Here is a 23296-nt window from a genome sequence, read left to right on the forward strand (position 1 = left end):
CACGCGTAGCACCACACCGTGCGGATCCGGGGCTTCGAGTCGTCGCGTAATACCCTGGAAGCACGAACGGCCGTTACTCCGCCCGCCTGCCGACCATAGAACGCCCCCGTAAGGACTACAAGTGGAACTGGCCTATTACTCGGACTACGCCGTGCGGCTCGTCAACAGCGAGGAGCCGACCCGGGGCAAGGACTCCCTGACGTCCGTCGAGGCCGTCCGGAACCTCTTCGGCGGCAACCAGTCCGCCGCCCGTCGCGCCACCGAAGCGGACGTCACCCGGTTCCGCTCGGTCCGCGGCCGGCTGCGCGCGGTCTTCGAGGCGGCCGACGGCGGCGACGAGACCCTCGCGGTGGACCTGCTGAACTCCCTGCTGCTGGAGTTCCCGGTGAGCCCGCAGATCTCCGGCCACGACTTCCGCGACGACGACGGCCACCCGCTGTGGCACATGCACCTGGCCGACCACCCGTCCAACGCGACGGCGGGCTACGCGGCCATCGCGGCCATGGGCCTGGCCTTCCACCTCACCGAGCACGGCGTCGACCGGCTGGGCCTGTGCGAGGCGAGCCCCTGCCGCAACGCCTACCTGGACACCTCCACCAACCGCTCCCGGCGCTACTGCTCCGACCGCTGCGCCACCCGCGCCAACGTGGCCGCCTACCGCGCCCGCAAGCGCCTGGAGGCGGACCGCACCGGCGACAGGGGCCTGGCCGCCGACAGCGCCCAGCGCACCACCGCCAGCGGCGAGCGCTGATCCGGCTTGAGCGGACGGTAACGCAGCCGCGCCCTGCCCAGGATCAGCTCGTCGGGCACGGTCCCGTAGTCCGTGCTGTCGCCGCCGGCGTAGGCGTTGTCCCCGAGGACCCACCAGCCGCCCTCCCGGCGCTCGGCGGCCCGTTTGACGACGAGCAGGTCCTGCTGGAAGGGGTGCCGCAGCACGATCACGTCACCGGGCCGCACCCGCGCGCCGTACTGCACCAGCAGGCGGTCCCCGTGCTGGAGCGTGGGCACCATGGACGGACCGGTCACCTCGGCCAGCCCGAAGGGCGCGGCGGCCCCGCCCCGCTCGGTGTCCTGCGGCAGTTCCGGCATCCCCGGCACCTCCCCGTCCGTTCCTCCACCAGTCCCAGTCTGACCCCGGACTTTTGTCCTAAGCCCAAGGGGGCACCCGCCAAAAGCCCTCCCTCAGGGAGTAATGTCCCACCTGAGAAGACGATCACGAGGAAGGAACGCTCCATGCTTTCCCGCCTGTTTGCCCCCACGGTCAAGGTCAGCGCACACTGCGACCTGCCCTGCGGCGTGTACGACCCGGCCCAGGCCCGCATCGAGGCGGAGTCGGTGAAGGCCGTGCAGGAGAAGATGGCCGCCAACGACGACCCGCACTTCCAGGCGCGCGCCACCGTCATCAAGGAGCAGCGTGCCGAGCTCGCGAAGCACCACGTCTCCGTGCTGTGGAGCGACTACTTCAAGCCCCCGCACTTCGAGAAGTACCCCCAGCTGCACCAGCTCGTCAACGACGCCCTGAAGGCCCTCTCGGCCGCCAAGGCCTCGACGGACCCGAAGACCGGCGAGAAGGCCCTGGAGCTGATCGCCGAGATCAGCGACATCTTCTGGGAGACCAAGAAGGCCTGACCTGCGGATCCGTTCACGGCCTGCGGTCGGTGCACCATCGCGGGTCGTGGGGAACGCTCGTCGCACCTGCGTGAGGGGCCCGGTCGGACAGCCGACCGGGCCCCTTCGTCGCGCCTCGGGTGACGCTCAGGCGCCGCCCTCCGCCTCGCCCTCGCCCTCGCCCACCTCGAGCAGTCCGGCCGCCGCGCCGACTATGCGCGGGTCGGGGGTGCCGACGACCTCCTCGTCCTTGTCGTCGTAGTCGAACCGGGCGAGCACGCTGCGCATGGCCTCGACCCGGGCCCGCTTCTTGTCGTTGCTCTTGACCACCGTCCAGGGCGCGTACGCCGTGTCCGTCTCGCGGAACATGGCGACCTTGGCCGCGGTGTAGTCGTCCCAGAGGTCCAGCGAGGCGAGGTCCATCGGGCTGAGCTTCCACTGCCGTACGGGATCGATCTGACGGATCGTGAAGCGGGTGCGCTGCTCGCTCTGCGACACCGAGAACCAGAACTTCACCAGGTCGACGCCGTCGTCCACGAGCATCCGCTCGAACATCGGCGCCTGGCGGGCGAAGCGCTGGTACTCGTCGTCGGTGCAGAAGCCCATGACCCGCTCGACGCCGGCCCGGTTGTACCAGGACCGGTCGAAGAGCACGATCTCGCCCGCGGTCGGCAGCTGCTCGACGTACCGCTGGAAGTACCACTGCCCGCGTTCGCGCTCGGTGGGCTTCTCCAGAGCCACGACCCGGGCGCCGCGCGGGTTGAGGTGCTCGGTGAACCGCTTGATGGTGCCGCCCTTGCCGGCCGCGTCCCGTCCCTCGAAGACGATGACGAGGCGGCGCCCGGTCTCCTTGATCCAGCTCTGCAGCTTGAGCAGCTCGATCTGCTGGAGCCGCTTGTGCCAGTCGTACTCCTTGCGCTCCATGCGCTGCGCGTACGGGTAGTTCTCCCGCCAGGTGTCGACCGGGCTTCCGTCCGGCCGGATGAGCACGGGGTCGTCCTGGTCGCTGTAGTCGACCCGCAGGTCGGCCTGTTCGGACAGCAGGGGCCGTGTGGTCAAGGCGTCCGCCTCCCGGTCTCGGATCTCGGATCTCGGCTCGCGTGTCATGTCTCATGTCTCAGGTGTCGCGCGTCAGGTGCCGCGCGTCCGGCGTCCGGCGTCCGGCGTCCGGCGTCCGGCGTCAGTGGAACTGCGGGACGATCAGATAGATCCCGTACGCCACCACGGCCGCGCAGGCGAGGAAGCACAGGGCTGCCTGCGCCCGGCCGGCGACCGAGGGGCCCGCCGGTTCCGCGCGCCCGCCCTCCACCCGGGCCAGCCCCAGAACCCCCAGGGTGAAGACGGCGACCACGGCGACGGTGACGCCGACGCTCACCGCGGTGACCTGGCCGAGTGCGGTCCAGTCGATGCTCATGAGGGAACTCCCGGTCGTGGCTCAGGCGGCCGTTCGGACATCGGTCGGCGACGCGGCGCCGAGGGTGATCTCGTGGGTGTCGTTGACGTTGTGGGCGTGCACGGGGTTGCGGCGGGAGATCACGACGATGCCCGCGGCCAGCGCGATGCCCACCAGGGCCACCACCGTCGTGCCGGCGTTCCCGCCGTGGGTGACCGCGCTCGCCGCGAGACCGCCGGCCAGGGCCGCCGCGGGCAGGGTGACCAGCCATGCGATCACCATGCGCCCCGCGACACCCCACCGCACCTCTGCCAACCGCCTGCCCAGACCTGCGCCGAGGATGCTGCCGGAGGCGACCTGCGTGGTGGACAGGGCGAAACCGAGGTGCGCCGAGGTGAGGATGACGGTCGTGGAGGCGGTCTCGGCGGCGAAGCCCTGCGGGGACTGGATCTCCGTCAGCCCCTTGCCCATGGTGCGGATGATCCGCCAGCCGCCCAGATAGGTGCCCAGACCGATGGCGAGGCCCGCCGAGGCGATCACCCACACGGGCGGTCCGGCGTCGGGCCCGAGCGCTCCCGCCGAGATCAGGGTCAGGGTGATGACGCCCATGGTCTTCTGCGCGTCGTTGGTGCCGTGCGCGAGGGAGACCAGCGAGGCGGAGGCGATCTGCCCGATCCGGAACCCCTCGGCGACCGGCTTCTGCCGGGCCCGCGCGGTGAACCGGTAGGCGAGATAGGTCGCGATCAGCGCCGCCACGCCCGCCACCACCGGGGAGGCCACGGCCGGGATCAGGATCTTCTCGACGACCTTGTCGAAGTGCACGCCGTGGGAGCCAGCTCCCACCCACACCGCTCCGATCAGCCCGCCGAACAGCGCGTGCGACGAACTCGACGGCAGACCGACCAGCCAGGTCAGCAGGTTCCACAGGATCGCGCCGACCAGCCCCGCGAAGATCATCCCTGGGGAGACGAGACGCTCGTCCACGATGCCGCCGGAGATGGTCTTCGCGACCTCGGTGGACAGGAAGGCGCCGACGAGGTTGAGGGCCCCGCTCACCAGGACCGCCGTTCTCGGCTTGAGCGCGCCGGTGGCGATGGAGGTCGCCATCGCGTTCGCCGTGTCGTGGAACCCGTTGGTGAAGTCGAAGGCCAGAGCCGTGACGATGACGACCGCCACGAGGAACGTGATGTGGTCCATGCCCTCATGGGAGCAAGCGCTTGCGTACGCCGCGCGAACTGGAGGCGAAGCCTGTTCCTCGTCCCGGGGCCCGGCCGGTGAGGATCGTGCGATCCTGGCGTGATGAATCGGGAGGACCTGGTGAGGCTGCGGCAGGCGCGGGACCGGATGGACCGCGAGTACGCCGAGTCGCTCGACGTCGCCGCGCTCGCCGCGACGGCGCTGATGTCCCCCGGCCACTTCCAGCGCAGCTTCCGCGAGGCCTACGGCGAGACGCCCTACGGCTATCTGATGACCCGCCGCGTCGAGCGCGCCAAGGCCCTGCTGCGCCGCGGCGACCTGACCGTGACGGAGGTCTGCATCGCGGTCGGCTGCACCTCGCTCGGCTCGTTCAGCTCCCGTTTCACCGAGCTGGTCGGCGAAACGCCGAGCGCGTACCGGGCCCGGTCGCACGAGGAGAGCGCGGTGATCCCGCCGTGTGTGGCCAGGACGTTCACCCGCCCCCGGCGGGGCCGGCGCGCCTAGGCTGGACGCATGGACCTCAAACTCCACCAGTGCTTCGTCGCCGTCGACGACCATGACAAGGCCCTGCACTTCTACGTCGAGGTGCTCGGTCTGGAAGTCCGCAACGACGTCTCCTACGAGGGGATGCGGTGGGTGACCGTCGGGTCGCCGCTGCAGCCGGACGTGAACATCGTGCTGGAGCCGCCGGGCGCCAACCCGGACTTCTCCCCGGCCGACCGGGAGGCGATGGCCCGCCTGCTCGCCAAGGGCGTGCTGCGCGGCGTCATCTTCACCACCGCCGACTGCGACGCGCTGCACGCGCGGGTGCGGGAGGCCGGCGTCGAGGTGCTCCAGGAACCGATGGACCAGCCGTACGGGGTGCGCGACTGCGCGTTCCGGGACCCGGCCGGGAACATGCTGCGGTTCCTGGAGCGGAAGGCGTGAGCCGACCGGTCCGCTGGACGTACGCCTTCGTGGACCGGCCTGTCGCCCTGTCCGAGCGGGCCTGCGCCTTCTGGACCGCGGTCACGGACACCCGCCCGTCCGAGCCCCGGGGTGAGCAGCAGGAGTTCGTCACCCTGCTGCCCGAGGGCGCGGACGCCTGTGTGAAGGTCCAGGGCGTCGTCGCCGGCGAGGCGGGAGCGCATCTCGACTTCGCGGTCGAGGACGTGCCCGGCTTCGTCGAGGAGGCGCGCGGGCTGGGTGCGGAACCGGCCGCCGTCCACGACAGCTGGGCCGTGCTGCGCTCCCCGGCCGGGCAGGCGTTCTGCGCGGTGCCGTGGCAGGGGGAGGCCGTTCGGCCGCCAGTGGTGGCCGGCAGCCGCCTCGACCAGGTGTGCCTCGACCTGCCGCCGTCGGCGTTCGACGCCGAGGTCGCCTTCTGGAGCGCGCTCCTGCCCGACTGGTCGGCCCGGCCGGGATCCCGGCCAGAGTTCCACGTGGTCGAGCCGCCGGACGGACTGCCGGTCCGCATCCTGCTGCAACGGCTCGACGTGGAGCGGGGCGCCGACGGCGGTGTCGACGGTCCGGTCTCCGCGCATCTCGATCTCGCCTGCGGTGCGGACGTGGACGCCGTGCGCGTCCGGCACGAGCGGCTGGGCGCTCGGCTCGTCGCCCGCCACCCCCACTGGACGGTGCTGCGCGACCCGGCCGGCGGCCTGTACTGCCTGACCGGCCGCGACCCGGACACCGGCGGACTGCCTCGACCCGGTTCCTGACCGGTTCCTGGGCGATCCCCCGGCTGGTTCCTGGCCTGGTGCCCGGGCGGTACACCCCGGCCGGCTCCTGGGCGGTCTCCGGCCGGTCCCCGGCCGGACCTGGCCGGTTCCTGGCCGGTTCCTGGCCGGTACACCCCGACCGGCTCCCGGCTGGCTCCTGGGCGGTCTCCGGCCGGTTCCTGGCCTGGCTCTTGGCCGGCTACCGGCCGGGGTACCGGCCGGTCCCTGGCCGGTACCCCCGACCGGCTCCAGGCTGGCTCCCAGCCGGTTCCTGGGCGGTCTCCGGCCGGCTCCTGGCCTGATTCCTGGCCGGTACACCCTGACCGGCTCCCGGCCGGTTCCTGGACGGCTCCCGGCCGGTTCATGGACGGCTCCCGGCCGGTTCCTGGGCGGTTCGTGGCAGGTTCCTGGGCGGTTCGTGGCAGGTTCCTGACGTACCTGCCCGTGTCTCGCGGCCGGGGCGGAGCGCGGCCCGGCCGACGACGGCAGGACGACGACGGCAGGCCGACGACGGCAGGACGACGGTGGTCCGGCGCGTGCGCGCCGGTCGCCGTCCGGGCCGTGGGCGCATGGGCAGCGGCGGGGGCGAGCGGCGGGGCGTGGGGGGCATGGGGGGGCATGGGGGCGGCGGGCTCCTGCCGCACCCCGACGGTCACGAGCTCCGGGCGGCGGGGGCGCCGGGCTCCTCCTCGGATTCGGCGGCGCGCTCGGGGCCGGAGGCGTGGCCCGGGTCGACGCCGTGCCCGGAGCCGGCGAGGTGGGGCTGGGCGCCCGGCTCCACGTACGCCTCGCACGCGCGGTTGTGGCACGGCCCCGGCACCCAGCGCGGCACCCACGCGCCCAGCGTCTTGTGTCGCCGGACCACGGACTGCACAGGCTCCCCGCAGGCGGAACAGACGCGTTGTTCCCTGTCCATGTCCTCAGAGTAGGGCGACCGCCGCCGGAGCGCTCCCCGCCGTGCGTCGGCATTCCCTGCGGCACGCCCCCGCCACGGCTCCGTCCCGCTCGGCAGGCAGCCCCGGATGGGCGGCCTGCCGGACGGACCGGCGCCCCGCCCGGCGGACAGACCCGCGCCCCGCCCGGCAGGCGAGCCGGTGCCCCGGTCGGCGGGTCGCCGCCCGGGGTGTGGCCGGGGTGGATGCCGGGGCGGGTGACGGTGTCTACGTGCTGCGGCGGGTCACGAACTCCGCCAGGCACAGCAGGCCGCCCGCCGCCTCCGGGTCCGGGACCGCCCGGGCCAGTTCCTGCATCGCGCGGGCCATCCGGTCGGCCGCCTGCTCCTGCGCCCACGCGCGGCCGCCCGCCCGCTCGACGGCCAGGGTGGTGCGGTCCAGGTCGGCCGGTTCGTAGGGCGCCGCGTACAGCGCGGCCAGTTCGCCGGCCGCCGGGGTGCCGGAGGTCAGCGCGGCGACCACCGGCAGGGACTTCTTGCGGGCGGCGAGATCCGCGCCGGCCGGCTTGCCGGTGTGCCGCGGGTCCCCCCATATCCCGATGACGTCGTCGATGAGCTGGAAGGCGAGCCCGGCCTCCCGGCCGAACGCGTCCAGCGCGTCGACGTCCTCCTCGGCCGCTCCCGCGTACAGCGCGCCGACCGCGCAGGCGCAGCCGAGCAGCGCGCCCGTCTTGGCCTCGGCCATGACGAGCACCTCGTCGAGGGCGATGTCGGCGGGGCCGCGTTTCTCCAGGGCGGTGTCCGCCTGCTGGCCGGCGCACAGTTCGACCACGCAGGCCGCGACCCGGGCCGCGGCCGCCCGGGAGGCTGGGTGCGGGTCCGCGGCGAGCAGGCCGAGGGCGAGGGCCTGCAGGGCGTCCCCGGCGAGGATCGCGTCGGCGTCGCCGAACACGGTCCAGGCGGTGGGACGGTGGCGACGGGTGGTGTCGCGGTCCATCACGTCGTCGTGCAACAGCGTGAAGTTGTGGACGAGTTCGACCGCGGTGGCGGCCCGCACCGCCGCCGCGCGGGCCGCCGGGCCGCCGAGCGCGGCGGCCGCGGCGAGCACGAGAGCCGGCCGGATCGCCTTGCCGGCGTTGTCCGCGGCCGGAGTGCCGTCCGCGTGTTCCCAGCCGAAGTGGTAGAGCGCGATCCGGCGCATCGAGGCGGGCAACGAGTCGAGCGCCGCCCGCAGTGCGGGATCGACCGACGCCCTGGACCGCTCCAGGATCGCCGCCGCCTCGTGCCCGTCGGCGGCTCCGGAGCCGTCGGAGCCGTCTCCGCCCTGAGTCCCGATGGACGTCCGCCTTTCGCGCGTCTCGCCCCGGTGCCGCCTGACGGCGGAGGTCACCGCCAGCGGCCGATCTCGACGTTCTCCAGGACGCCCAGCGCGTCCGGCACCAGGACGGCGGCCGAGTAGTACGCCGTGACCAGGTACTTGATGACGGCCTGTTCGTTGATGCCCATGAACCGCACGGACAGACTGGGCTCGATCTCGTCCGGGATGCCCGACTGGCGCAGGCCGATGACGCCCTGGTCCTGTTCGCCGAGGCGCAGCGCGATGATCGAGCTGGTGCGCGCCTCGGAGACGGGGATCTTGTTGCACGGGTAGATCGGCACCCCGCGCCAGGTGGGGATGCGGTTGCCGCCGACGTCGATCGTCTCGGGCACGAGTCCGCGCTTGTTGAGCTCGCGGCCGATCGCGGAGATCGCGCGCGGGTGGGCGAGCAGCATCTTGGTGCCGCGGCGCCTGCTGAGCAGCTCGTCCAGGTCGTCCGGGCTGGGCACGCCGTCGTGGGGCTGGAGCCGCTGGTCGTACTCGCAGTTGTGCAGGAGACCGAACTCCCGGTTGTTGACGAGCTCGTGCTCCTGGCGCTCCTTGAGCGCCTCGACCGTCAGCCGCAACTGCTGCTCGGTCTGGTTCATCGGCTGGTTGTACAGGTCGGCCACGCGCGAGTGGATGCGCAGGACGGTCTGCGCGATGCTCAGCTCGTACTCGCGCGGCCTGGCGTCGTAGTCGACGAACGTGTGCGGGATGTCCGGCTCGCCGGCGTGGCCGGCCGCGAGGTCGACCTCCTTCTCGCCGTACTTGTTGGTGCGCTGCTCGGGGATGGCGCGCAGCCGCTGGAGGTGTTCGCGCAGGGAGTCGGCGCGCTCCGCGACCTGTTCGACGTCCTGCCGGGCCAGGATCAGCACGGTGCAGGCCGTGTCCGCGCGGGCGGTGTACTCCCAGATGGCGTCCGCGTCGAGCAGCGCCTGGTCGCCGAAGTACGAGCCGTCGGCCAGGACTCCGAGCACCTGGTCGTCGCCGTAGGGGCCGGTGCCGACCTTCTCCACGCGGCCGTGCGCCAACAGATAGACCTCGTCGGTCTGGCTGCCGAAGGAGGCGATGACCTCGCCGGGGCCGAACTCCCGCTGCCTGCAGCGCTGGGACAGCTCCCCGAGCACCTCCTCGTCCTCGTAGGAGCGGAGCGCGGGCAGTTCACCCAGCTCGGCCGGGATGACCTCGACCCGGTCGCCGGTCTTGACGAACGTGATGCGGCCGTCGCCGACCGCGTACGTCAGACGCCGGTTGACGCGGTACGTGCCGCCCTGCACATCGACCCAGGGCAGATTCCGCAGCAGCCAGCGGGAGCTGATCTCCTGCATCTGCGGTGCGGACTTGGTCGTGGTGGCCAGGTTCCGCGCGGCCGCGGTGCCGAGACTCTGCTGCGGCTTGCCCGACTCCGAGCGGACCTCTTCGCCTACCGACATGAGAAATTGCCCTCCCGATTCATGCACGGGCGCCGAACTGCACCGATGCACTGTTCACGTCGGCAAGCCTTCCATCACGGAGTGTGCTCGTGCTATTACCCGAAAGAGCGGGAATGGATCATCGCGTGCCTGGGAAGCGGCACGCTCACCCGAACGGTGTTCGACAATGAGCGGGTGACCGATCTGCGCCCCACCCTGCCCTCCCCGCTCCAGGAGGTCGCCGACGACCGGTTCGCACGGCACGGCGTACGGCTGCTGCTGAAGCGGGACGACCTGATCCATCCCGAGCTGATCGGCAACAAGTGGCGCAAGCTCGTGCCCAACCTGGAGCGCGCGGCGGGGCGGACGCTGCTGACCTTCGGCGGCGCCTACTCCAACCACCTGCGGGCCACGGCCGCGGCCGGCCGTCTGCTGGGACTGCCCACGGTGGGCGTGGTGCGCGGCGACGAGCTGGCCGGCCGGCCCCTCAACCCCTCCCTGGCCCGCTGCGCCGCCGACGGCATGCGCCTGCACTTCGTGGACCGCTCGGTCTACCGGCGCAAGTCCGAGCCGGAGACGCTGACGGAGATCCTGGGCGGAGCCGGCGCCGAGGGCGCCTACGTCGTCCCCGAGGGCGGCAGCAACGCGGCTGCCGTGCGCGGCTGCCGCGCGCTCGGCGAGGAGCTGCGCGGCCGGGCCGACGTGGTCGCCCTCGCCTGCGGCACCGGCGGCACGCTCGCGGGCCTGGCCGCCGGTCTCGCGCCCGGTCAGCGGGCCCTGGGGATACCGGTCCTCAAGGGCGGCTTCCTGGGCGGGGCGATACTCGCTCTCCAGGAGGAAACCTTCGGGGGTCGGCGGGGCGAGTGGCGCCTCGACGAGCGCTTCCATTTCGGGGGGTACGCGCAGGTCACCCCGGAGCTGGAGGCCTTCGCGGCGGACTTCGAGCGTCGTCACGCAGTGGCCGTCGAACGTCTTTATGTCGCCAAGTCGCTCTACGCCCTCGTCGCCCTCGCCGAGGAGGGCGCCTTCCCGCCCGGAACCCGCCTGGCGGCCGTGGTGACGGGCGCGCCGTTCGACGGGTGAGGCCCGCTCAGGTCGCCTCGCGGTAGGCCGCGGCCTCCTCCAGGTCCAGCCGGCGCAGGAGCGTGCGCAGCATCTCGTCGTCGATGTAGCGGCCGTCGCGCAGCCGGACGAACACGTCGCGCTCGGCGCTGATCATCTCGCGCGACAGGCGCCGGTAGGTGTCGTCGACGGTCTCGCCGGTGACCGGGTTGACCTGGCCCAGACGCTCCCAGACGGCGTTGCGGCGGCGCTCCAGGACATCGCGGAGGCGGTCCGCGAGCGGCGGCGGCAGGGCGTTGCGCTCGTCGGACAGCAGGGCGTCGAGGCGCTCCTCGGCGACCCGGGAGGCCTGCGCCTGGGCGTTGGCCTCGGCGAGCGTCGCGGCCTGGGGGTCGGGCTCGGGGAATCTGAGCAGCCTGATCAGCGGCGGCAGGGTCAGACCCTGCAGCACGAGGGTGCCGATGACGGTGGTGAAGGTGAGGAAGAGGATGAGGTTGCGGTGCGGGAAGGGCACGTTCCCGTCGTCCACGGTGAGCGGGATGGAGAAGGCGATGGCGAGCGAGACCACGCCCCGCATCCCGGCCCAGGCGATGACTATGGGCCCGCGCCAGGTGGGGTTCTCCTCCCGCGCGCGGATGCGGGCCGACAGGAGCCGCGGCAGGAAGGTCGCCGGGTACACCCACAGGAAGCGGGCCGCGACGACCACGAGGAAGAGCACGACGGCGTACCAGGCGGCGTCCAGGCCCTCGTAGGCGCCGAGGCCTTTCAGGACGACCGGGAGCTGCAGGCCGATCAGCGCGAACACCGCCGACTCCAGCACGAAGGCGACCATCTTCCACACGGCCTCCTCCTGGAGGCGGGTCGCGAAGTCGACCTCCCACGCGCGGTGGCCGAGGTAGAGCGCGACGACGACCACGGCGATGACGCCGGAGGCGTGGAACTGCTCGGCGGCCGCGTACGCGACGAAGGGGATCAGCAGGGACAGCGTGTTCTGGAGGAGGGGTTCCTTGAGGTGCGTGCGCAGCCAGTGCAGCGGCACCATGAGGATCAGGCCGACGGCGGTCCCGCCGACCGCCGCCACCAGGAACTCCTCGATGCCCCCGGCCCAGGACGCGCCTTCGCCGACGACGACCGCGAGGGCCACTTTGTAGGCGGTGATCGCGGTGGCGTCGTTCAGCAGGGACTCGCCCTGGAGGATCGTGGTGATCCGGGAGGGCAGGCCGACCCGGCGGGCCACCGCCGTCGCCGCGACCGCGTCCGGCGGCGCGACCACCGCGCCCAGCACCAGGGCGGCCGTCAGCGGCAGCCCCGGCACGAGCAGGTAGGCGGCCCAGCCGACGGCGATGGTCGCGAAGAGCACGTAGCCGACGGACAGCAGCGCCACCGGCCGCAGCTGGGCGCGCAGGTCGAGGTAGGAGCTGTCGGTGGCCGAGGTGTACAGCAGCGGAGGCAGCAGCAGCGGCAGCACGACGTCGGGGTTCAGGGTGTAGTCCGGCACGCCGGGCACGTAGGAGACCACCAGGCCGACCGCCACCAGCAGCAGCGGCGCGGGCACCGGGGTGCGCCGGGCCGCCGCCGCGATCGCCGCACTGCCGGCCACCAGCAACAGCAGTGGCATCACGTCCATGTCTGGCCCGCCCTCTTTTTTCCGCGCGGTCGTCCGCACGCCCGTCGTAATCTGGCAATCATGAAACAGTGCACGCACGCCGACGCGCTGCCCCACCCCGAGCCCGTCCCGCTGGGCGAGACATGTCCGGAGTGCCTGCGGGACGGCACCCACCCGGTGCAACTGCGACTGTGCCTGACGTGCGGCCACGTCGGCTGCTGCGACTCCTCGCCGAGCCGGCACGCGACCGTGCACCACAAGGAGTCCGGCCACCCGGTGATGCGGACGTTCGAGCCCGGTGAGAACTGGCGCTGGTGCTTCGTCGACCATGTCCTCGTATGACGCGCCCCGGCACGTCGCGGCCCGGCCGGGCCCGGCCCTGCCCCCCCGCCCCGGGCGTCGCGGCCCCGCGCGAACTTCTGGGGCGGTGTGAGCGTTGAACTCATGAGACGCCTCGGCCGTCCGGCGGGTACGGTTCGACCATCTGACGCCTGGGTACGTCAACCCGGCGCGCCCTCTTCCCATTTGGGTCCGCAGACCCCTAGACACGGAGCGTGTTCACAGCTTTACTGTGAGTGACGTCGGGGGGTTGGGGTCCGGGGACAGAAAACGTGAGAGCGCGATAGCGTCACCGCTGCACCACACACGCGTTACCCGGGGGGCGACCCTCGGCCCCGAAAAGCTTGTACCACCTTGGAGGTGAGGGTGTCCCAGATCGCAGGCGAGCCCGCGACCCAGGACTTCGTAGAAGTCCGGCTGCCGGCTGCGGGTGCCTACCTGTCGGTGCTGCGGACGGCCACGGCCGGCCTCGCGGCCCGTTTGGACTTCACCCTGGACGAGATCGAGGACCTGCGCATCGCGGTGGACGAGGCCTGCGCGATCCTGCTCCAGCAGGCCGTGCCCGGCTCGGTACTCAGTTGCGTGTTCCGGCTCGTCGACGACTCGCTCGAAGTCACCGTCTCGGCGCCGACCACGGACGGTCACGCCCCCTCGCGCGACACCTTCGCCTGGACCGTCCTGTCCGCCCTCGCGGGCAAGGTGTCCTCCGCCGTCGACGAGGACAAGACCGTGTCGATCAGCCTCTACAAACAGCGCGGCGCGGGACCCGGGCCGGCGTGAGGAACGGGGACGGGCCGGTGCGGGACGAAGAGCGCGGCACACGGGAGCTGCCGGCCGACGACGCCGGGACGCCGCTCCCTCCGGACGGTTCCCGACGCATGGCCGACGGCATCGACGGCATTCCCGAGCAGGCCCGGCCGCATCCGGAGGACGACTCGGCCTCCGCGCAGGCGGGCCTGCCGGACACGGCCGTGCAGGGCTCGCCCAGGGAGAGGCGGACCGGGGGCGAGCCCCCGGTCCGAGCAGCGGCGAGGGCTCGACAGAGGGCGACGGGCGGGACAATGAGCGAGCACGAGCGAGACGGCGAACACAGTGTGCCGGGCACGCAGCACGAACCACCGGCGCCCCCCGCGCCCCAGGCGCCGATGCCGGTGCCGATGCCGGCGCCGGGGGACCGCAGCGGGGCGCGGGCGATGTTCGTGGAGCTGCGCAAGCTGCAGGACGGCAGCCCCGAGTACGCGGAGATGCGCAACCAGCTGGTCCGCATGCATCTGCCGCTGGTCGAGCATCTCGCGCGCCGGTTCCGCAACCGCGGCGAGCCGTTGGACGACCTCACCCAGGTCGCCACGATCGGTCTCATCAAGTCGGTCGACCGCTTCGACCCGGAGCGCGGCGTGGAGTTCTCCACGTACGCGACGCCGACGGTCGTCGGCGAGATCAAGCGGCACTTCCGGGACAAGGGCTGGGCGGTGCGGGTGCCGCGCAGGCTCCAGGAGCTGCGCCTGGCGCTGACCACGGCGACGGCCGAGCTGTCGCAGCAGCACGGCCGCTCCCCCACGGTCCACGAGCTCGCCGAGAAGCTGGCGATCTCGGAGGAGGAGGTCCTGGAGGGCCTGGAGTCGGCCAACGCGTACTCCACGCTGTCGCTGGACGTCCCCGACACCGACGACGAGTCCCCGGCGGTCGCCGACACGCTCGGCGCGGAGGACGAGGCGCTGGAAGGCGTCGAGTACCGGGAGTCGCTCAAGCCGCTCCTGGAGGATCTCCCGCCGCGCGAGAAGCGGATCCTGCTGCTGAGGTTCTTCGGCAACATGACGCAGTCGCAGATCGCGCAGGAGGTCGGCATCTCGCAGATGCACGTCTCCCGGCTGCTGGCGCGCACGCTCGCGCAGCTGCGGGAGAAACTGCTCGTCGAGGAGTAGGCGAGCAGGGGCGGTTACTCCGCGTTACGGCCGGGTCCCCGGATCCCGAGGGCCCTGGTCGTCTCCCCGTTGACCAGCAGTACGAGCGCGGCGACGGCCACGGCCATCAGGGCGATGCCCGCCGGGATGGCCACGCTGTCGGCCTGGAGCAGGTTGTAGGCCACCGGCACCGCCATGACCTGGGTGATGACGGCGGGCCCCCGGCTCCAGCTGCGCAGGCCGAGCAGTCCGCGGGCGGCCAGCAGCGGCAGCAGCGCCAGCACGATCAGGGTGACTGCGCCGGTGACGGCCTGCTGACGGTCGTCCGGGCCACCGGTGACGCCCAGGACGAGCATCCACACTCCGCCGGCGACCAGCGCCAGCCCCTCCAGCGCGCAGAGGGCGGCGGCGTACGTCACCCGGCGCGGGCGGGACGCTGCGGTTTCCGGGGCGGCGGGGGTCTGCTCACTGCTCACCCCTGAAGGGTAGCCCGCACACGGGGCCCGTCCTCGGACCTCCCGTAGGCCCCTGCGGCGCCCGTGTCGAGGCTCACTGCGTGATCTCTTACCCGATCCCCACCTCGGCCTGTGCCCGGTACCACCCAGTAGGTACGCTGCAACTCATGCGTGCACTTCTCGTGGTCAATCCGGCGGCAACCACCACCAGTGCACGGACCCGCGACGTCCTCATCCACGCCCTCGCGAGCGAGATGAAGCTGGAGGCGGTCACCACCGAGTACCGCGGGCACGCGCGCGACCTGGGCCGCCAGGCGGCGGAGAGCGGGAACGTCGACCTGGTGGTGGCCCTCGGCGGCGACGGCACGGTGAACGAGGTCGTCAACGGTCTGCTGCACGCCGGCCCCGACCCGCACCTGCCCGGTCTCGCGGTGGTCCCGGGCGGTTCGACCAACGTCTTCGCACGCGCCCTGGATCTGCCCAACCATCCCGTCGAGGCCACCGGCGCGCTGCTGGACGCGTTGCGTGAGGGCCGCGAGCGCACGGTCGGCCTCGGTCTCGCCGCCGGCACGCCCGGCACGGAGGACGAGTCCGTGCCGTCGCGCTGGTTCACCTTCAACGCCGGCCTCGGCTTCGACGCCGGAGTGGTGGGCCGCGTGGAGCAACAGCGTGAACTCGGCAGGAAATCCACGCACGCTCTCTACATTCGCCAGGCGGCGCGTCAGCTGTTGGGCGAGTCACAGCGTCGGCACGGAACCATCACCCTGGAGCGGCCGGGCGCGGATCCGGTGACCGGTTTGGTGCTGTCCATAGTCTGCAACACGGCTCCGTGGACCTATCTGGGCAATCGCCCGGTGTACGCGTCACCTAAGGCCTCGTTCGATACAGGGCTCGACGTGCTCGGTCTCAGCCGCCTGTCGACCGTCTCGGTTGCCCGATATGGCACCCAGTTGCTCACTTCGTCCCCCGAGCGGGGACCGCATGGCAAGCATGTCGTCTCCCTGCACGACCTGGACGGGTTCACCTTGCATTCGAAGGCCCCGCTGCCCCTCCAGATGGACGGCGACCACCTGGGCCTGCGAACCAGCGTGACGTTCACAGGCGTACGCCATGCACTGCGTGTGATTGTGTGAGCAGAAAGGGCTGAAGTCCTTTCACTCGAACGTTTAGGCCAGGATCCACCCCATGGAAGTACGGCTGTGACCTAGTCGACACCGAGGAATCAAAAAAAACTTTCCGGAAGGGGTTGTATCCGCCGCTGAGGTTTGCGAGTCTCTACATGGCGATCGGGACAGCCCGCAACATCGGCATCCACTGATCACCGGAACCCCTCAACAAACTCCAGGACCACGCCGGGGAAACCTTGCTGGTGGCCCTTCATCTGTTGAGGGATTCGTGAAAGCGTTCACATTCACAAGCAACCTGCATGTAATACCAAGGAGAGGTAGCAGCCATGGACTGGCGTCACAACGCCGTTTGCCGCGAGGAAGACCCCGAGCTCTTCTTCCCCATCGGCAACACCGGTCCTGCGCTGCTGCAGATCGAGGAAGCCAAGGCCGTCTGTCGTCGCTGCCCGGTTATGGAGCAGTGTCTGCAGTGGGCGCTCGAGTCCGGCCAGGACTCCGGCGTCTGGGGTGGCCTCAGCGAGGACGAGCGTCGTGCGATGAAGCGCCGCGCCGCCCGCAACCGGGCCCGTCAGGCCTCTGCCTGACGACACCCGCCCCGCAGCCTGAGCTTGGCGGCGCGTACAGCGAGTACGCTTCTCCCGCCCCCGAGCCGCAGCGCGCAGTACCCCCGATGCGCAGCACAAGCTGGCAACGAGCATTCGAGCCCCGGACCCCTGAACGGTCCGGGGCTTCTTGCTGTGCTCATCGTGCTGTGCGCACCCGCTCCGCACGACGCTGCTCCGCACGGGCCTCCCCGCCGGCCGCACCGCCGGCCGCACCGCCGTCCGTCGCCGCCGACCGTCGCCACCGACCGTGCCGCCCTCCGTCGCCGCCTCGCGGGCTACTTCTGCGAGCGCACCGGGATGTCCAGGATCACCTGCGTCCCGCGCTCCGGCGCCGGGACCATGTCGAAGGTGCCGCTCAACTCGCCCTCCACCAGCGTCCGTACGATCTGCAGGCCGAGGTTGCCGGAGGTGTGCGGGTCGAAGCCGGCGGGCAGACCGACGCCGTCGTCCTGGACGGTGACCAGCAGACGGGCCTCCTTGCTGGTGCCTCCGCGGACCGCCGAGACCTCGACGGTCCCTGTCTCACCCTCGGCGAAGCCGTGCTCCAGGGCGTTCTGCAAAATCTCGGTGAGGACCATGGACAACGGGGTGGCGACCTCGGCGTCCAGGATGCCGAAGCGTCCGCTGCGCCGGCCGGCGACCTTGCCCGGCGAGATCTCGGCGACCATCGCCAGCACGCGGTCGGCGATCTCGTCGAACTCCACGCGCTCGTCGAGGTTCTGGGACAGGGTCTCGTGCACGATGGCGATCGAGCCGACCCGGCGGACGGCCTCTTCGAGGGCCTCCCGGCCCCGCTCGGACTCGATGCGCCGGGCCTGGAGCCGCAACAGGGCCGCCACCGTCTGGAGGTTGTTCTTCACCCGGTGGTGGATCTCCCGGATGGTCGCGTCCTTGGTGATCAACTCACGTTCGCGGCGGCGCAGTTCGGTCACGTCGCGCAGCAGGACCAGCGCGCCGATCCGGGTGCCCTTCGGCTTGAGCGGGATCGTGCGGAACTGGATGACCCCGTCGCGGGCCTCGATCTCGAACTCGCGGGGCGCCCAGCCGCTGGCGACCTTGGCGAGCGCCTCGTCCACCGGTCCGCGGGTCGGGGCCAGTTCGGCGGTGGTCAGGCCGAGGTGCTGGCCGACCAGGTCGGAGGCCAGGCCCATGCGGTGAAAGGCGGAGAGCCCGTTCGGGGAGGCGTACTGGACGATCCCGTCGGCGTCGACGCGGATCAGGCCGTCACCGACCCGCGGGGCCGCGTCCATGTCCATCTGCTGGTTCGGGAACGGGAAGGAGCCGGCCGCGATCATCTGCGCGAGGTCGGAGGCGCTCTGCAGGTAGGTGAGCTCCAGCCGGCTCGGGGTGCGCACGGTGAGCAGGTTGGTGTTGCGGGCGATGACGCCCAGGACGCGGCCGTCGCGCCGGACGGGGATGGACTCGACCCGGACCGGGACCTCCTCGCGCCACTCCGGGTCGCCCTCGAGCACGATCCGGCCCTCGTCCAGGGCGGCGTCCAGCAGGGGACGGCGGCCACGGGGGACGAGATGGCCGACCATGTCGTCCTGGTACGAGGTGGGGCCGGTGTTGGGGCGCATCTGGGCCACGGAGACGTAGCGGGCGCCGTCGCGGGTGGGGACCCACAGGACCAGGTCGGCGAAGGAGAGGTCGGAGAGCAGCTGCCACTCCGAGACCAGCAGATGCAGCCACTCGAGGTCGGAGTCGTCGAGTGCGGTGTGCTGGCGTACGAGTTCGTTCATGGAGGGCACGTCTGCGAGCGTACCTGGGGGTATGCGCGGGGCGGGAAACACCCGCGGGCCGCGGCGCCTGAGAGGGACCCTCAACCCTCCCGGCACCGCAGCCCGGAGCAATATCGGCCGCGGGGTGTGCGGTCCCGTCGGCCGAAGGTGAGGAGCCGGGGCAGTCAGGGCAGAGAGCCCGGATCCTCGGTCCGCCTTCCTGTGCGGGGAAGACGGAGGCTCAGTGTGTCGCTGGCTGTGTCACTCGCCCCCGCCATTGTGGACTAGACCACTAGGTGTGTCCATGCGGGCGGGCTTGTTCGTTGATGTGGTATTCGCCAGGCCCCGTCATTCACAACGCAGCCTAGCCTGTGCGGGTTCCCGCGCGGGGCCAGACGGCGAGGCCAATTTCCGCGGCCGGGCGTCGCCGCAGCCGATCCGCGGCCTGCCGTACGGATCCCGGACGCCCGCCGGCCTGGGCCGGGACACCTGATTCTGTTAGATTGAGCCCACAGATTGGTCTAAACCACAGTCGGTTAACAGACGGTTATGAGAACGGCGGGCCAGCGTGGAAGTTGTCATCGTTCCGGACGCCCGGTCGGGCGGCGAACTCATCGCCGAGGCCATGGCACAGCTCCTGCGGCGCAAGCCGGACGCTCTGCTCGGCGTGGCCACCGGCTCCACCCCGCTGCCCGTCTACGAGGCCCTGGCGGCCAAGGTGCGCTCCGGCGCCGTGGACATCGCGCGGGCGCGGATAGCCCAGCTCGACGAGTACGTGGGCCTGCCCGCCGACCACCCGGAGTCCTACCGCTCGGTGCTGCGCCGGGAGGTGCTGGAGCCGCTGGGCCTCGGCATGGAGTCCTTCCTCGGTCCGGACGGCACGGCGGAGGACGTGCAGGCCGCCTGCGAGGCGTACGACCGCGCGCTCGCCGCGGCCGGCGGTGTGGACGTCCAGCTGCTCGGGATCGGCACCGACGGGCACATCGGGTTCAACGAGCCGTGCTCGTCCCTCGCCTCGCGCACCCGGATCAAGACGCTGACCGAGCAGACCCGGGTGGACAACGCGCGCTTCTTCGACGGCGACATCGACCAGGTCCCGCACCACGTCATCACCCAGGGCATCGGGACGATCCTGGAGGCGCGGCATCTGGTGCTGCTGGCCACCGGGGAGGGCAAGGCGGAGGCCGTCGCGGCCACCGTGGAGGGGCCGGTCGCCGCGGTGTGCCCGGCCTCCGCGCTGCAGCTGCACCCGCACGCGACCGTCGTCGTCGACGAGGCCGCCGCGTCCGAGCTGAAGCTCGCGGACTACTTCCGTCACACGTTCGCCAACAAGCCGCAGTGGCAGGGCATCTGAGGGCGACCGCCCCGAACGACGGCGAAGGCGCCCGGCTCCTGGTCCAGGAGCCGGGCGCCTTCGCCGTCGTGGCGCTCAGCCGTGCGGGCCGGTCGCGATGACCTCCGCCGCCGCGCGGCCGCACACCCGGGCCGCGCCGTGGGTGGCGATGTGCAGGGCGCCCCGGGGCGGGGCCTGGGGGACGCCCATCTCGACGACGACCGTGTCCGGGCGGGCCGTAAGGATCACGTCGAGGGCCGCCCCCATCCAGGCGTGCCGGTGCTCGTCGCGGACCACGGCGACGATCCGCCGCTCCCCCGCCGCGGCCAGCGCCGCATGTCCGGCGTCCGCGCCCGTGAAGCCGTCCGTCCGCGTCCCCGGCAGCAGGCGGACCAGTTCCGCGGCCACACCCCACGGGGTCTCGTCGCCGACGGCGATGTTCGCGACCGGAGTGAGCGAGGCGACGAACGGAGGGTCGGCGAGCGGCGCGAAGACCTCGTCGCCGGTGAGCCGGAGCGCGCGGCGGGCGGCGATCAGGCCGACGTCGGCGCGCACGGCGGTGCCGTCGAGAGGCTGGATCCGTCCGGGCCGGCCGTCCACCACGGCTCCGCGCGCGGCCGTCCGCCCTTGGCCCGTCGCCGTCCAGCGCGCCAGTTCCCGGACCCGTCGCGCCGCGTCCGCGAGGCGTTCCTCGGGCAGGTCGCCCGAGCGGACGGCGGTGACCAGCGCGTCGCGCAGCCGGCGCACGGTGTCGTCGTCCGCGAGGCCGCCGCCCACGCAGATGGCGTCCGCGCCGGCGGCGATCGCGAGGACGCTGCCGCGCTCGATGCCGTAGGTCGCGGCGACCGCCTGCATCTCCATGCCGTCGGTGACGATCAGGCCGTCGTAGCCGAGCTCGTCGCGCAGGAGCGTGGTGAGGATGCGGGGCGACAGCGTCGCCGGACGGGCCGGGTCCAGGGCCGGGACCAGGATGTGCGCGCTCATCACGGCGCGGGTGCCGGCGGCGATGGCCGCGCGGAACGGCGTCAGCTCGCGCTCGGACAGAAGGGCCGGGGCGGCGTCGATGCGCGGGAGCGCGTGGTGGGAGTCGACGGCCGTGTCGCCATGGCCCGGGAAGTGCTTGGTGCAGGCCGCCACGCCCGCCGACTGCAGGCCGGTGACGTAGGCGGCGGTGTGCCGGGCGACCAGGTCGGGGTCGGCGCCGAAGGAGCGCACGCCGATCACCGGGTTCGCGGCGTTGGAGTTGACGTCGGCGGAGGGCGCCCAGTTGAGGTTGACGCCGCATTCGGCGAGGCGGCGGCCCAGCTCGGCGGCGACCTCCAGGGTGAGCGAGACGTCGTCCACCGCGCCCAGCGCGTGGTTGCCGGGGAAGCTGGAGCCGGTGCGCACCTCCAGGCGCGTGACGTCTCCTCCCTCCTCGTCGACCGCGACCAGGACGTCGTCCCGTTCGGTGCGCAACTGGGCGGTCAGTGCGGCGAGTTGCTCGGGTGAGGCGATGTTCCTGCCGAACAGTCCCACCGACGCCAGACCCTCGCCGAGCCGGCGCAGCAGCCAGTCGGGGGCGGTGGTGCCGGGGAATCCGGGTTGCAGGACCGTCAGGGCGTCACGGGTGAGCGTGTCGGTGCCACGGGCGATTGTCGTCATCGGGGGCGTCATCCCTTCACGGCGCCCGCGGTCAGCCCCGCGGCCATCTTGCGCTGGACGAGGAGGAACAGGGCGACGATCGGTAGGGCCATCATCGTGGCGCCGGCCATCATGGGGGCGTACTCGGTGCCGTGCTTGGTGGAGAAGTTGCTGAGCCACACGGTCGCGGTCTGGTTCTTCTGGCTGAGCAGCATCAGGGCGTACAGGTACTCGTTCCAGGCCTGGATGAAGCCGTAGACCGAGGTGGCGACCATGCCGGGGGCCAGCAGCGGGAAGACGACGCGGACGAAGGCCCCGGTGCGGCTGCAGCCGTCCACCATCGCGGCCTCCTCCAGCTCCTTCGGGATGTTGACGATGAAGCCACGCAGTGTCCACACCGTGAAGGGGAGGATGAAGGTCAGGTACGTGATGATCAGGCCGGAGAGCTTGTCGTACTGGTCCAGGTCGTTCAGGAGCAGGAAGACCGGGATGATCATGGCGACGAGCGGGATCATCTGGACGGCCAGGATGCCGACGATCACGATCTTGCGGCCGCGGAAGGCGAACCGGGAGATGGCGAGGGCGGCCAGCAGTCCGACGACCACGCCGATCGCGACGACCGCCAGGGAGACGATCAGGCTGCGGCCCACCGGGCCCCAGAAGTCGGCGATGTGCAGCGCGCGGCTGAAGTTGGACAGGGTGAGCCCCGTCGGCAGCAGGCTCGGGTCGGGGTCGATGGCGTCCTTCGCCGGTTTGAACGCCGTGTTGAGCATCCAGTAGACGGGGAAGCCGGCGACGGCGAAGACGAACAGGCCGAGGAGGTTCCAGCCGGCCTTGGACCTCCGGCGCCGGGGCCGGTCCGTCGCCGGGTCCGCCCCGGAGGCGATGGCGCTCATTCGACCTCTCCGATCTTCAGCATCTGGCGCATGTAGACGGCGACCACCCCGAGCAGCAGCACCACGGTGACCAGGGCGATCGCCGAGCCCTGGCCGTAGTCGTTGACGACGAACGCGCGGTCGTAGGAGTACGTGGTCAGGAGCTGGAACTCCGCCTCCGGATGGCCGTTGCGCATCACGAAGACCTGGGGGAAGACGCCCATGTCCCAGATGACCGACAGGGTCGTGAGCATCACGATCACCGGCTTGAGGATGGGCAGGGTGACGTACCGGAAGACGCCCCAGGCGCCGGCGCCGTCGAGGCGGGCCGCCTCCTCCAGCTCGGCCGGGACCTGGGTGAGACCGGCGCTGAGGGTGATCACCACGAAGGGCACCGCGCCCCAGATCACCAGCAGCATGATCACCGCGAGGCCCTGCGGGCCGCTGGCGAACCAGTTGTGGCCGATCAGGTCGACGCCGGGCAGCCTGCTCAGGACCGCGTTGAGGATGCCGTAGTCGGAGTCGAACAGCCATTTGAAGACGGTGGTGGCGACGATGACCGGCATGCCCCAGCCGGCCACGAGCGCGATGTTGACGAGGGTCTTCACCCAGCCGGAGACGCGCTGGAGGAGCAGCGCGATCAGCATGCCGAGGACCATGGTGACGATCACGCAGCCGGCCGCGAAGACGATCGTGCGCAGGACGACCTGCCAGAACTCGCCGTCGCCCAGCACGCCCGCGAAGTTGCCGAACCCGACCGACTCGGCCGGCTGGAAGCCCCACAGCTGGGACTGCCCGAACTTCTGGAAGGAGAGGGTGACCAGCCGGACCAGCGGATAGCCCATCACCAGGGCGAGGACCAGCAGGCAGGGGGCCAGGAGCAGCCAGGGGGTCGTGGTCCCGCCGGAACCGCGGCCGCCGCGTGGTCTCCTGGCGTCCGGTTCGCCGGCCGGCGGCGGCGGTGGCGACTGCCGCGTCGGCGGCACTTCGGCAGTGGTCGTGTCTGCGGCACTCATCCGCGCGCTCCTCAGCGGTCCCTCGGGTCGTACGGGGAGCAGGGCCCTGCTCGCTGCGGGGCCCTGCCCTC

General features: G+C 71.8%; 25 protein-coding genes. 12 read left to right on the plus strand and 13 right to left on the minus strand.

The genetic code is table 11. The features are described 5' to 3' along the window. Positions 1–121: 121 nt before the first annotated feature. Positions 122–751 carry a CGNR zinc finger domain-containing protein gene (locus Sri02f_RS20020; RefSeq protein WP_109002688.1) on the plus strand — a complete coding sequence of 210 codons (630 nt, stop codon included), beginning with the start codon at positions 122–124 and terminating at the stop codon, positions 749–751. On the opposite strand, the gene sodX is transcribed toward Sri02f_RS20020, so the two are convergent. Next, positions 655–1089 carry a nickel-type superoxide dismutase maturation protease gene (gene sodX, locus Sri02f_RS20025; protein ID WP_109002689.1) on the minus strand — a complete coding sequence of 145 codons (435 nt, stop codon included), beginning with the start codon at positions 1087–1089 and terminating at the stop codon, positions 655–657. The two genes, Sri02f_RS20020 and sodX, sit on opposite strands and share 97 nt — an antisense overlap. A 144-nt stretch (positions 1090–1233) precedes the next feature. On the opposite strand from sodX, the gene sodN reads away from it, so the two are divergent. Next, a complete protein-coding gene (gene sodN / locus Sri02f_RS20030; RefSeq protein WP_069773659.1) occupies positions 1234–1629 on the plus strand; it encodes a superoxide dismutase, Ni in 396 nt (131 codons plus the stop codon). A gap of 126 nt (positions 1630–1755) precedes the next feature. On the opposite strand, the gene ppk2 is transcribed toward sodN, so the two are convergent. From ppk2 to Sri02f_RS20045, 3 genes are all read right to left on the minus strand, one after another. Beyond that, positions 1756–2667, minus strand: coding sequence for a polyphosphate kinase 2 (gene ppk2, locus Sri02f_RS20035; protein ID WP_174855673.1), 912 nt, complete (start codon positions 2665–2667; stop codon positions 1756–1758). A 121-nt stretch (positions 2668–2788) separates the two neighbouring features. Further along, positions 2789–3022, minus strand: coding sequence for a hypothetical protein (locus tag Sri02f_RS20040; protein WP_109002691.1), 234 nt, complete (start codon positions 3020–3022; stop codon positions 2789–2791). 21 nt (positions 3023–3043) lie between these two features. After that, a complete protein-coding gene (locus Sri02f_RS20045; protein WP_109002692.1) occupies positions 3044–4198 on the minus strand; it encodes an inorganic phosphate transporter in 1155 nt (384 codons plus the stop codon). Positions 4199–4300: 102 nt separating this feature from the next. Here Sri02f_RS20045 and Sri02f_RS20050 point away from each other — a divergent pair, with 102 nt between their 5' ends. From Sri02f_RS20050 to Sri02f_RS20060, 3 genes are read left to right on the plus strand one after another with little or no spacing between them, the layout of a single operon-like run. Further along, complete coding sequence (locus Sri02f_RS20050; RefSeq protein ID WP_109002693.1) at positions 4301–4702, plus strand: helix-turn-helix transcriptional regulator; 402 nt, start codon at positions 4301–4303, stop codon at positions 4700–4702. Positions 4703–4711: 9 nt separating this feature from the next. After that, complete coding sequence (locus Sri02f_RS20055) at positions 4712–5125, plus strand: VOC family protein (protein WP_109002694.1); 414 nt, start codon at positions 4712–4714, stop codon at positions 5123–5125. Continuing rightward, positions 5122–5898, plus strand: coding sequence for a VOC family protein (locus Sri02f_RS20060; protein WP_109002695.1), 777 nt, complete (start codon positions 5122–5124; stop codon positions 5896–5898). The genes Sri02f_RS20055 and Sri02f_RS20060 overlap by 4 nt, the downstream gene beginning before the upstream one ends. Positions 5899–6550: 652 nt before the next feature. Here the strand turns inward: Sri02f_RS20060 and Sri02f_RS20065 are convergent. The 3 genes from Sri02f_RS20065 to Sri02f_RS20075 form a co-directional block, all read right to left on the minus strand. Beyond that, a complete protein-coding gene (locus tag Sri02f_RS20065; protein ID WP_109002696.1) occupies positions 6551–6814 on the minus strand; it encodes a hypothetical protein in 264 nt (87 codons plus the stop codon). Positions 6815–7058: 244 nt separating this feature from the next. Beyond that, the gene (locus Sri02f_RS20070) at positions 7059–8180 is read right to left on the minus strand and encodes a family 2 encapsulin nanocompartment cargo protein polyprenyl transferase (RefSeq protein ID WP_109002697.1); all 1122 of its coding nucleotides are present in this window, start codon (positions 8178–8180) and stop codon (positions 7059–7061) included. Further along, positions 8177–9583 (minus strand): family 2B encapsulin nanocompartment shell protein, encoded by a 1407-nt coding sequence (locus Sri02f_RS20075; RefSeq protein WP_109002698.1) that lies wholly within the window; start codon positions 9581–9583, stop codon positions 8177–8179. The genes Sri02f_RS20070 and Sri02f_RS20075 overlap by 4 nt, the downstream gene beginning before the upstream one ends. Before the next feature lie 174 nt (positions 9584–9757). Between Sri02f_RS20075 and Sri02f_RS20080 the strand changes: the two genes are divergently transcribed. Continuing rightward, positions 9758–10645: a 1-aminocyclopropane-1-carboxylate deaminase/D-cysteine desulfhydrase gene (locus Sri02f_RS20080; protein ID WP_245970703.1), complete on the plus strand. Its 888-nt coding sequence runs from the start codon at positions 9758–9760 to the stop codon at positions 10643–10645. 7 nt (positions 10646–10652) lie between these two features. Here the strand turns inward: Sri02f_RS20080 and Sri02f_RS20085 are convergent, their stop codons facing one another. Beyond that, the gene (locus Sri02f_RS20085) at positions 10653–12251 is read right to left on the minus strand and encodes a Na+/H+ antiporter (RefSeq protein ID WP_109002700.1); all 1599 of its coding nucleotides are present in this window, start codon (positions 12249–12251) and stop codon (positions 10653–10655) included. A 60-nt stretch (positions 12252–12311) separates the two neighbouring features. Between Sri02f_RS20085 and Sri02f_RS20090 the strand changes: the two genes are divergently transcribed. The 3 genes from Sri02f_RS20090 (at position 12312) to Sri02f_RS20100 (ending at position 14491) form a co-directional block, all read left to right on the plus strand. After that, a complete protein-coding gene (locus tag Sri02f_RS20090; protein WP_109002701.1) occupies positions 12312–12572 on the plus strand; it encodes a UBP-type zinc finger domain-containing protein in 261 nt (86 codons plus the stop codon). Between the two features lie 363 nt (positions 12573–12935). Further along, a complete protein-coding gene (locus Sri02f_RS20095; protein WP_004925829.1) occupies positions 12936–13349 on the plus strand; it encodes an ATP-binding protein in 414 nt (137 codons plus the stop codon). Positions 13350–13366: 17 nt separating this feature from the next. Beyond that, on the plus strand, positions 13367–14491 hold the full coding sequence (locus Sri02f_RS20100) for an RNA polymerase sigma factor SigF (protein ID WP_373865106.1): 1125 nt from the start codon (positions 13367–13369) through the stop codon (positions 14489–14491). A 14-nt stretch (positions 14492–14505) separates the two neighbouring features. Here the strand turns inward: Sri02f_RS20100 and Sri02f_RS20105 are convergent, their stop codons facing one another. Further along, entirely contained in the window at positions 14506–14946 is a 441-nt protein-coding gene (locus tag Sri02f_RS20105; protein ID WP_109002703.1) for a hypothetical protein, read from the minus strand. Positions 14947–15092: 146 nt separating this feature from the next. Between Sri02f_RS20105 and Sri02f_RS20110 the strand changes: the two genes are divergently transcribed. Next, positions 15093–16058 carry a diacylglycerol/lipid kinase family protein gene (locus Sri02f_RS20110; RefSeq protein ID WP_109002704.1) on the plus strand — a complete coding sequence of 322 codons (966 nt, stop codon included), beginning with the start codon at positions 15093–15095 and terminating at the stop codon, positions 16056–16058. Between the two features lie 320 nt (positions 16059–16378). Further along, positions 16379–16636, plus strand: coding sequence for a WhiB family transcriptional regulator (locus Sri02f_RS20115; RefSeq protein WP_016639615.1), 258 nt, complete (start codon positions 16379–16381; stop codon positions 16634–16636). A 296-nt stretch (positions 16637–16932) separates the two neighbouring features. Here the strand turns inward: Sri02f_RS20115 and Sri02f_RS20120 are convergent, their stop codons facing one another. Then, positions 16933–18408 carry a sensor histidine kinase gene (locus Sri02f_RS20120; protein WP_174855674.1) on the minus strand — a complete coding sequence of 492 codons (1476 nt, stop codon included), beginning with the start codon at positions 18406–18408 and terminating at the stop codon, positions 16933–16935. Positions 18409–18946: 538 nt separating this feature from the next. On the opposite strand from Sri02f_RS20120, the gene nagB reads away from it, so the two are divergent. After that, the gene (gene nagB, locus Sri02f_RS20125) at positions 18947–19732 is read left to right on the plus strand and encodes a glucosamine-6-phosphate deaminase (protein ID WP_109002706.1); all 786 of its coding nucleotides are present in this window, start codon (positions 18947–18949) and stop codon (positions 19730–19732) included. 75 nt (positions 19733–19807) lie between these two features. Here nagB and Sri02f_RS20130 read toward each other — a convergent pair whose 3' ends face one another. From Sri02f_RS20130 to Sri02f_RS20140, 3 genes are read right to left on the minus strand one after another with little or no spacing between them, the layout of a single operon-like run. Then, entirely contained in the window at positions 19808–21355 is a 1548-nt protein-coding gene (locus Sri02f_RS20130; RefSeq protein WP_109002707.1) for a glycoside hydrolase family 3 protein, read from the minus strand. An 8-nt stretch (positions 21356–21363) separates the two neighbouring features. Beyond that, the gene (locus tag Sri02f_RS20135; RefSeq protein WP_109002708.1) at positions 21364–22230 is read right to left on the minus strand and encodes a carbohydrate ABC transporter permease; all 867 of its coding nucleotides are present in this window, start codon (positions 22228–22230) and stop codon (positions 21364–21366) included. Further along, on the minus strand, positions 22227–23225 hold the full coding sequence (locus tag Sri02f_RS20140) for a carbohydrate ABC transporter permease (RefSeq protein ID WP_109002709.1): 999 nt from the start codon (positions 23223–23225) through the stop codon (positions 22227–22229). The genes Sri02f_RS20135 and Sri02f_RS20140 overlap by 4 nt, the downstream gene beginning before the upstream one ends. Positions 23226–23296: the final 71 nt, after the last annotated feature.

This window comes from Streptomyces rishiriensis (genome assembly GCF_003112535.1).
Classification (GTDB): Bacteria; Actinomycetota; Actinomycetes; order Streptomycetales; family Streptomycetaceae; genus Streptomyces; species Streptomyces rishiriensis.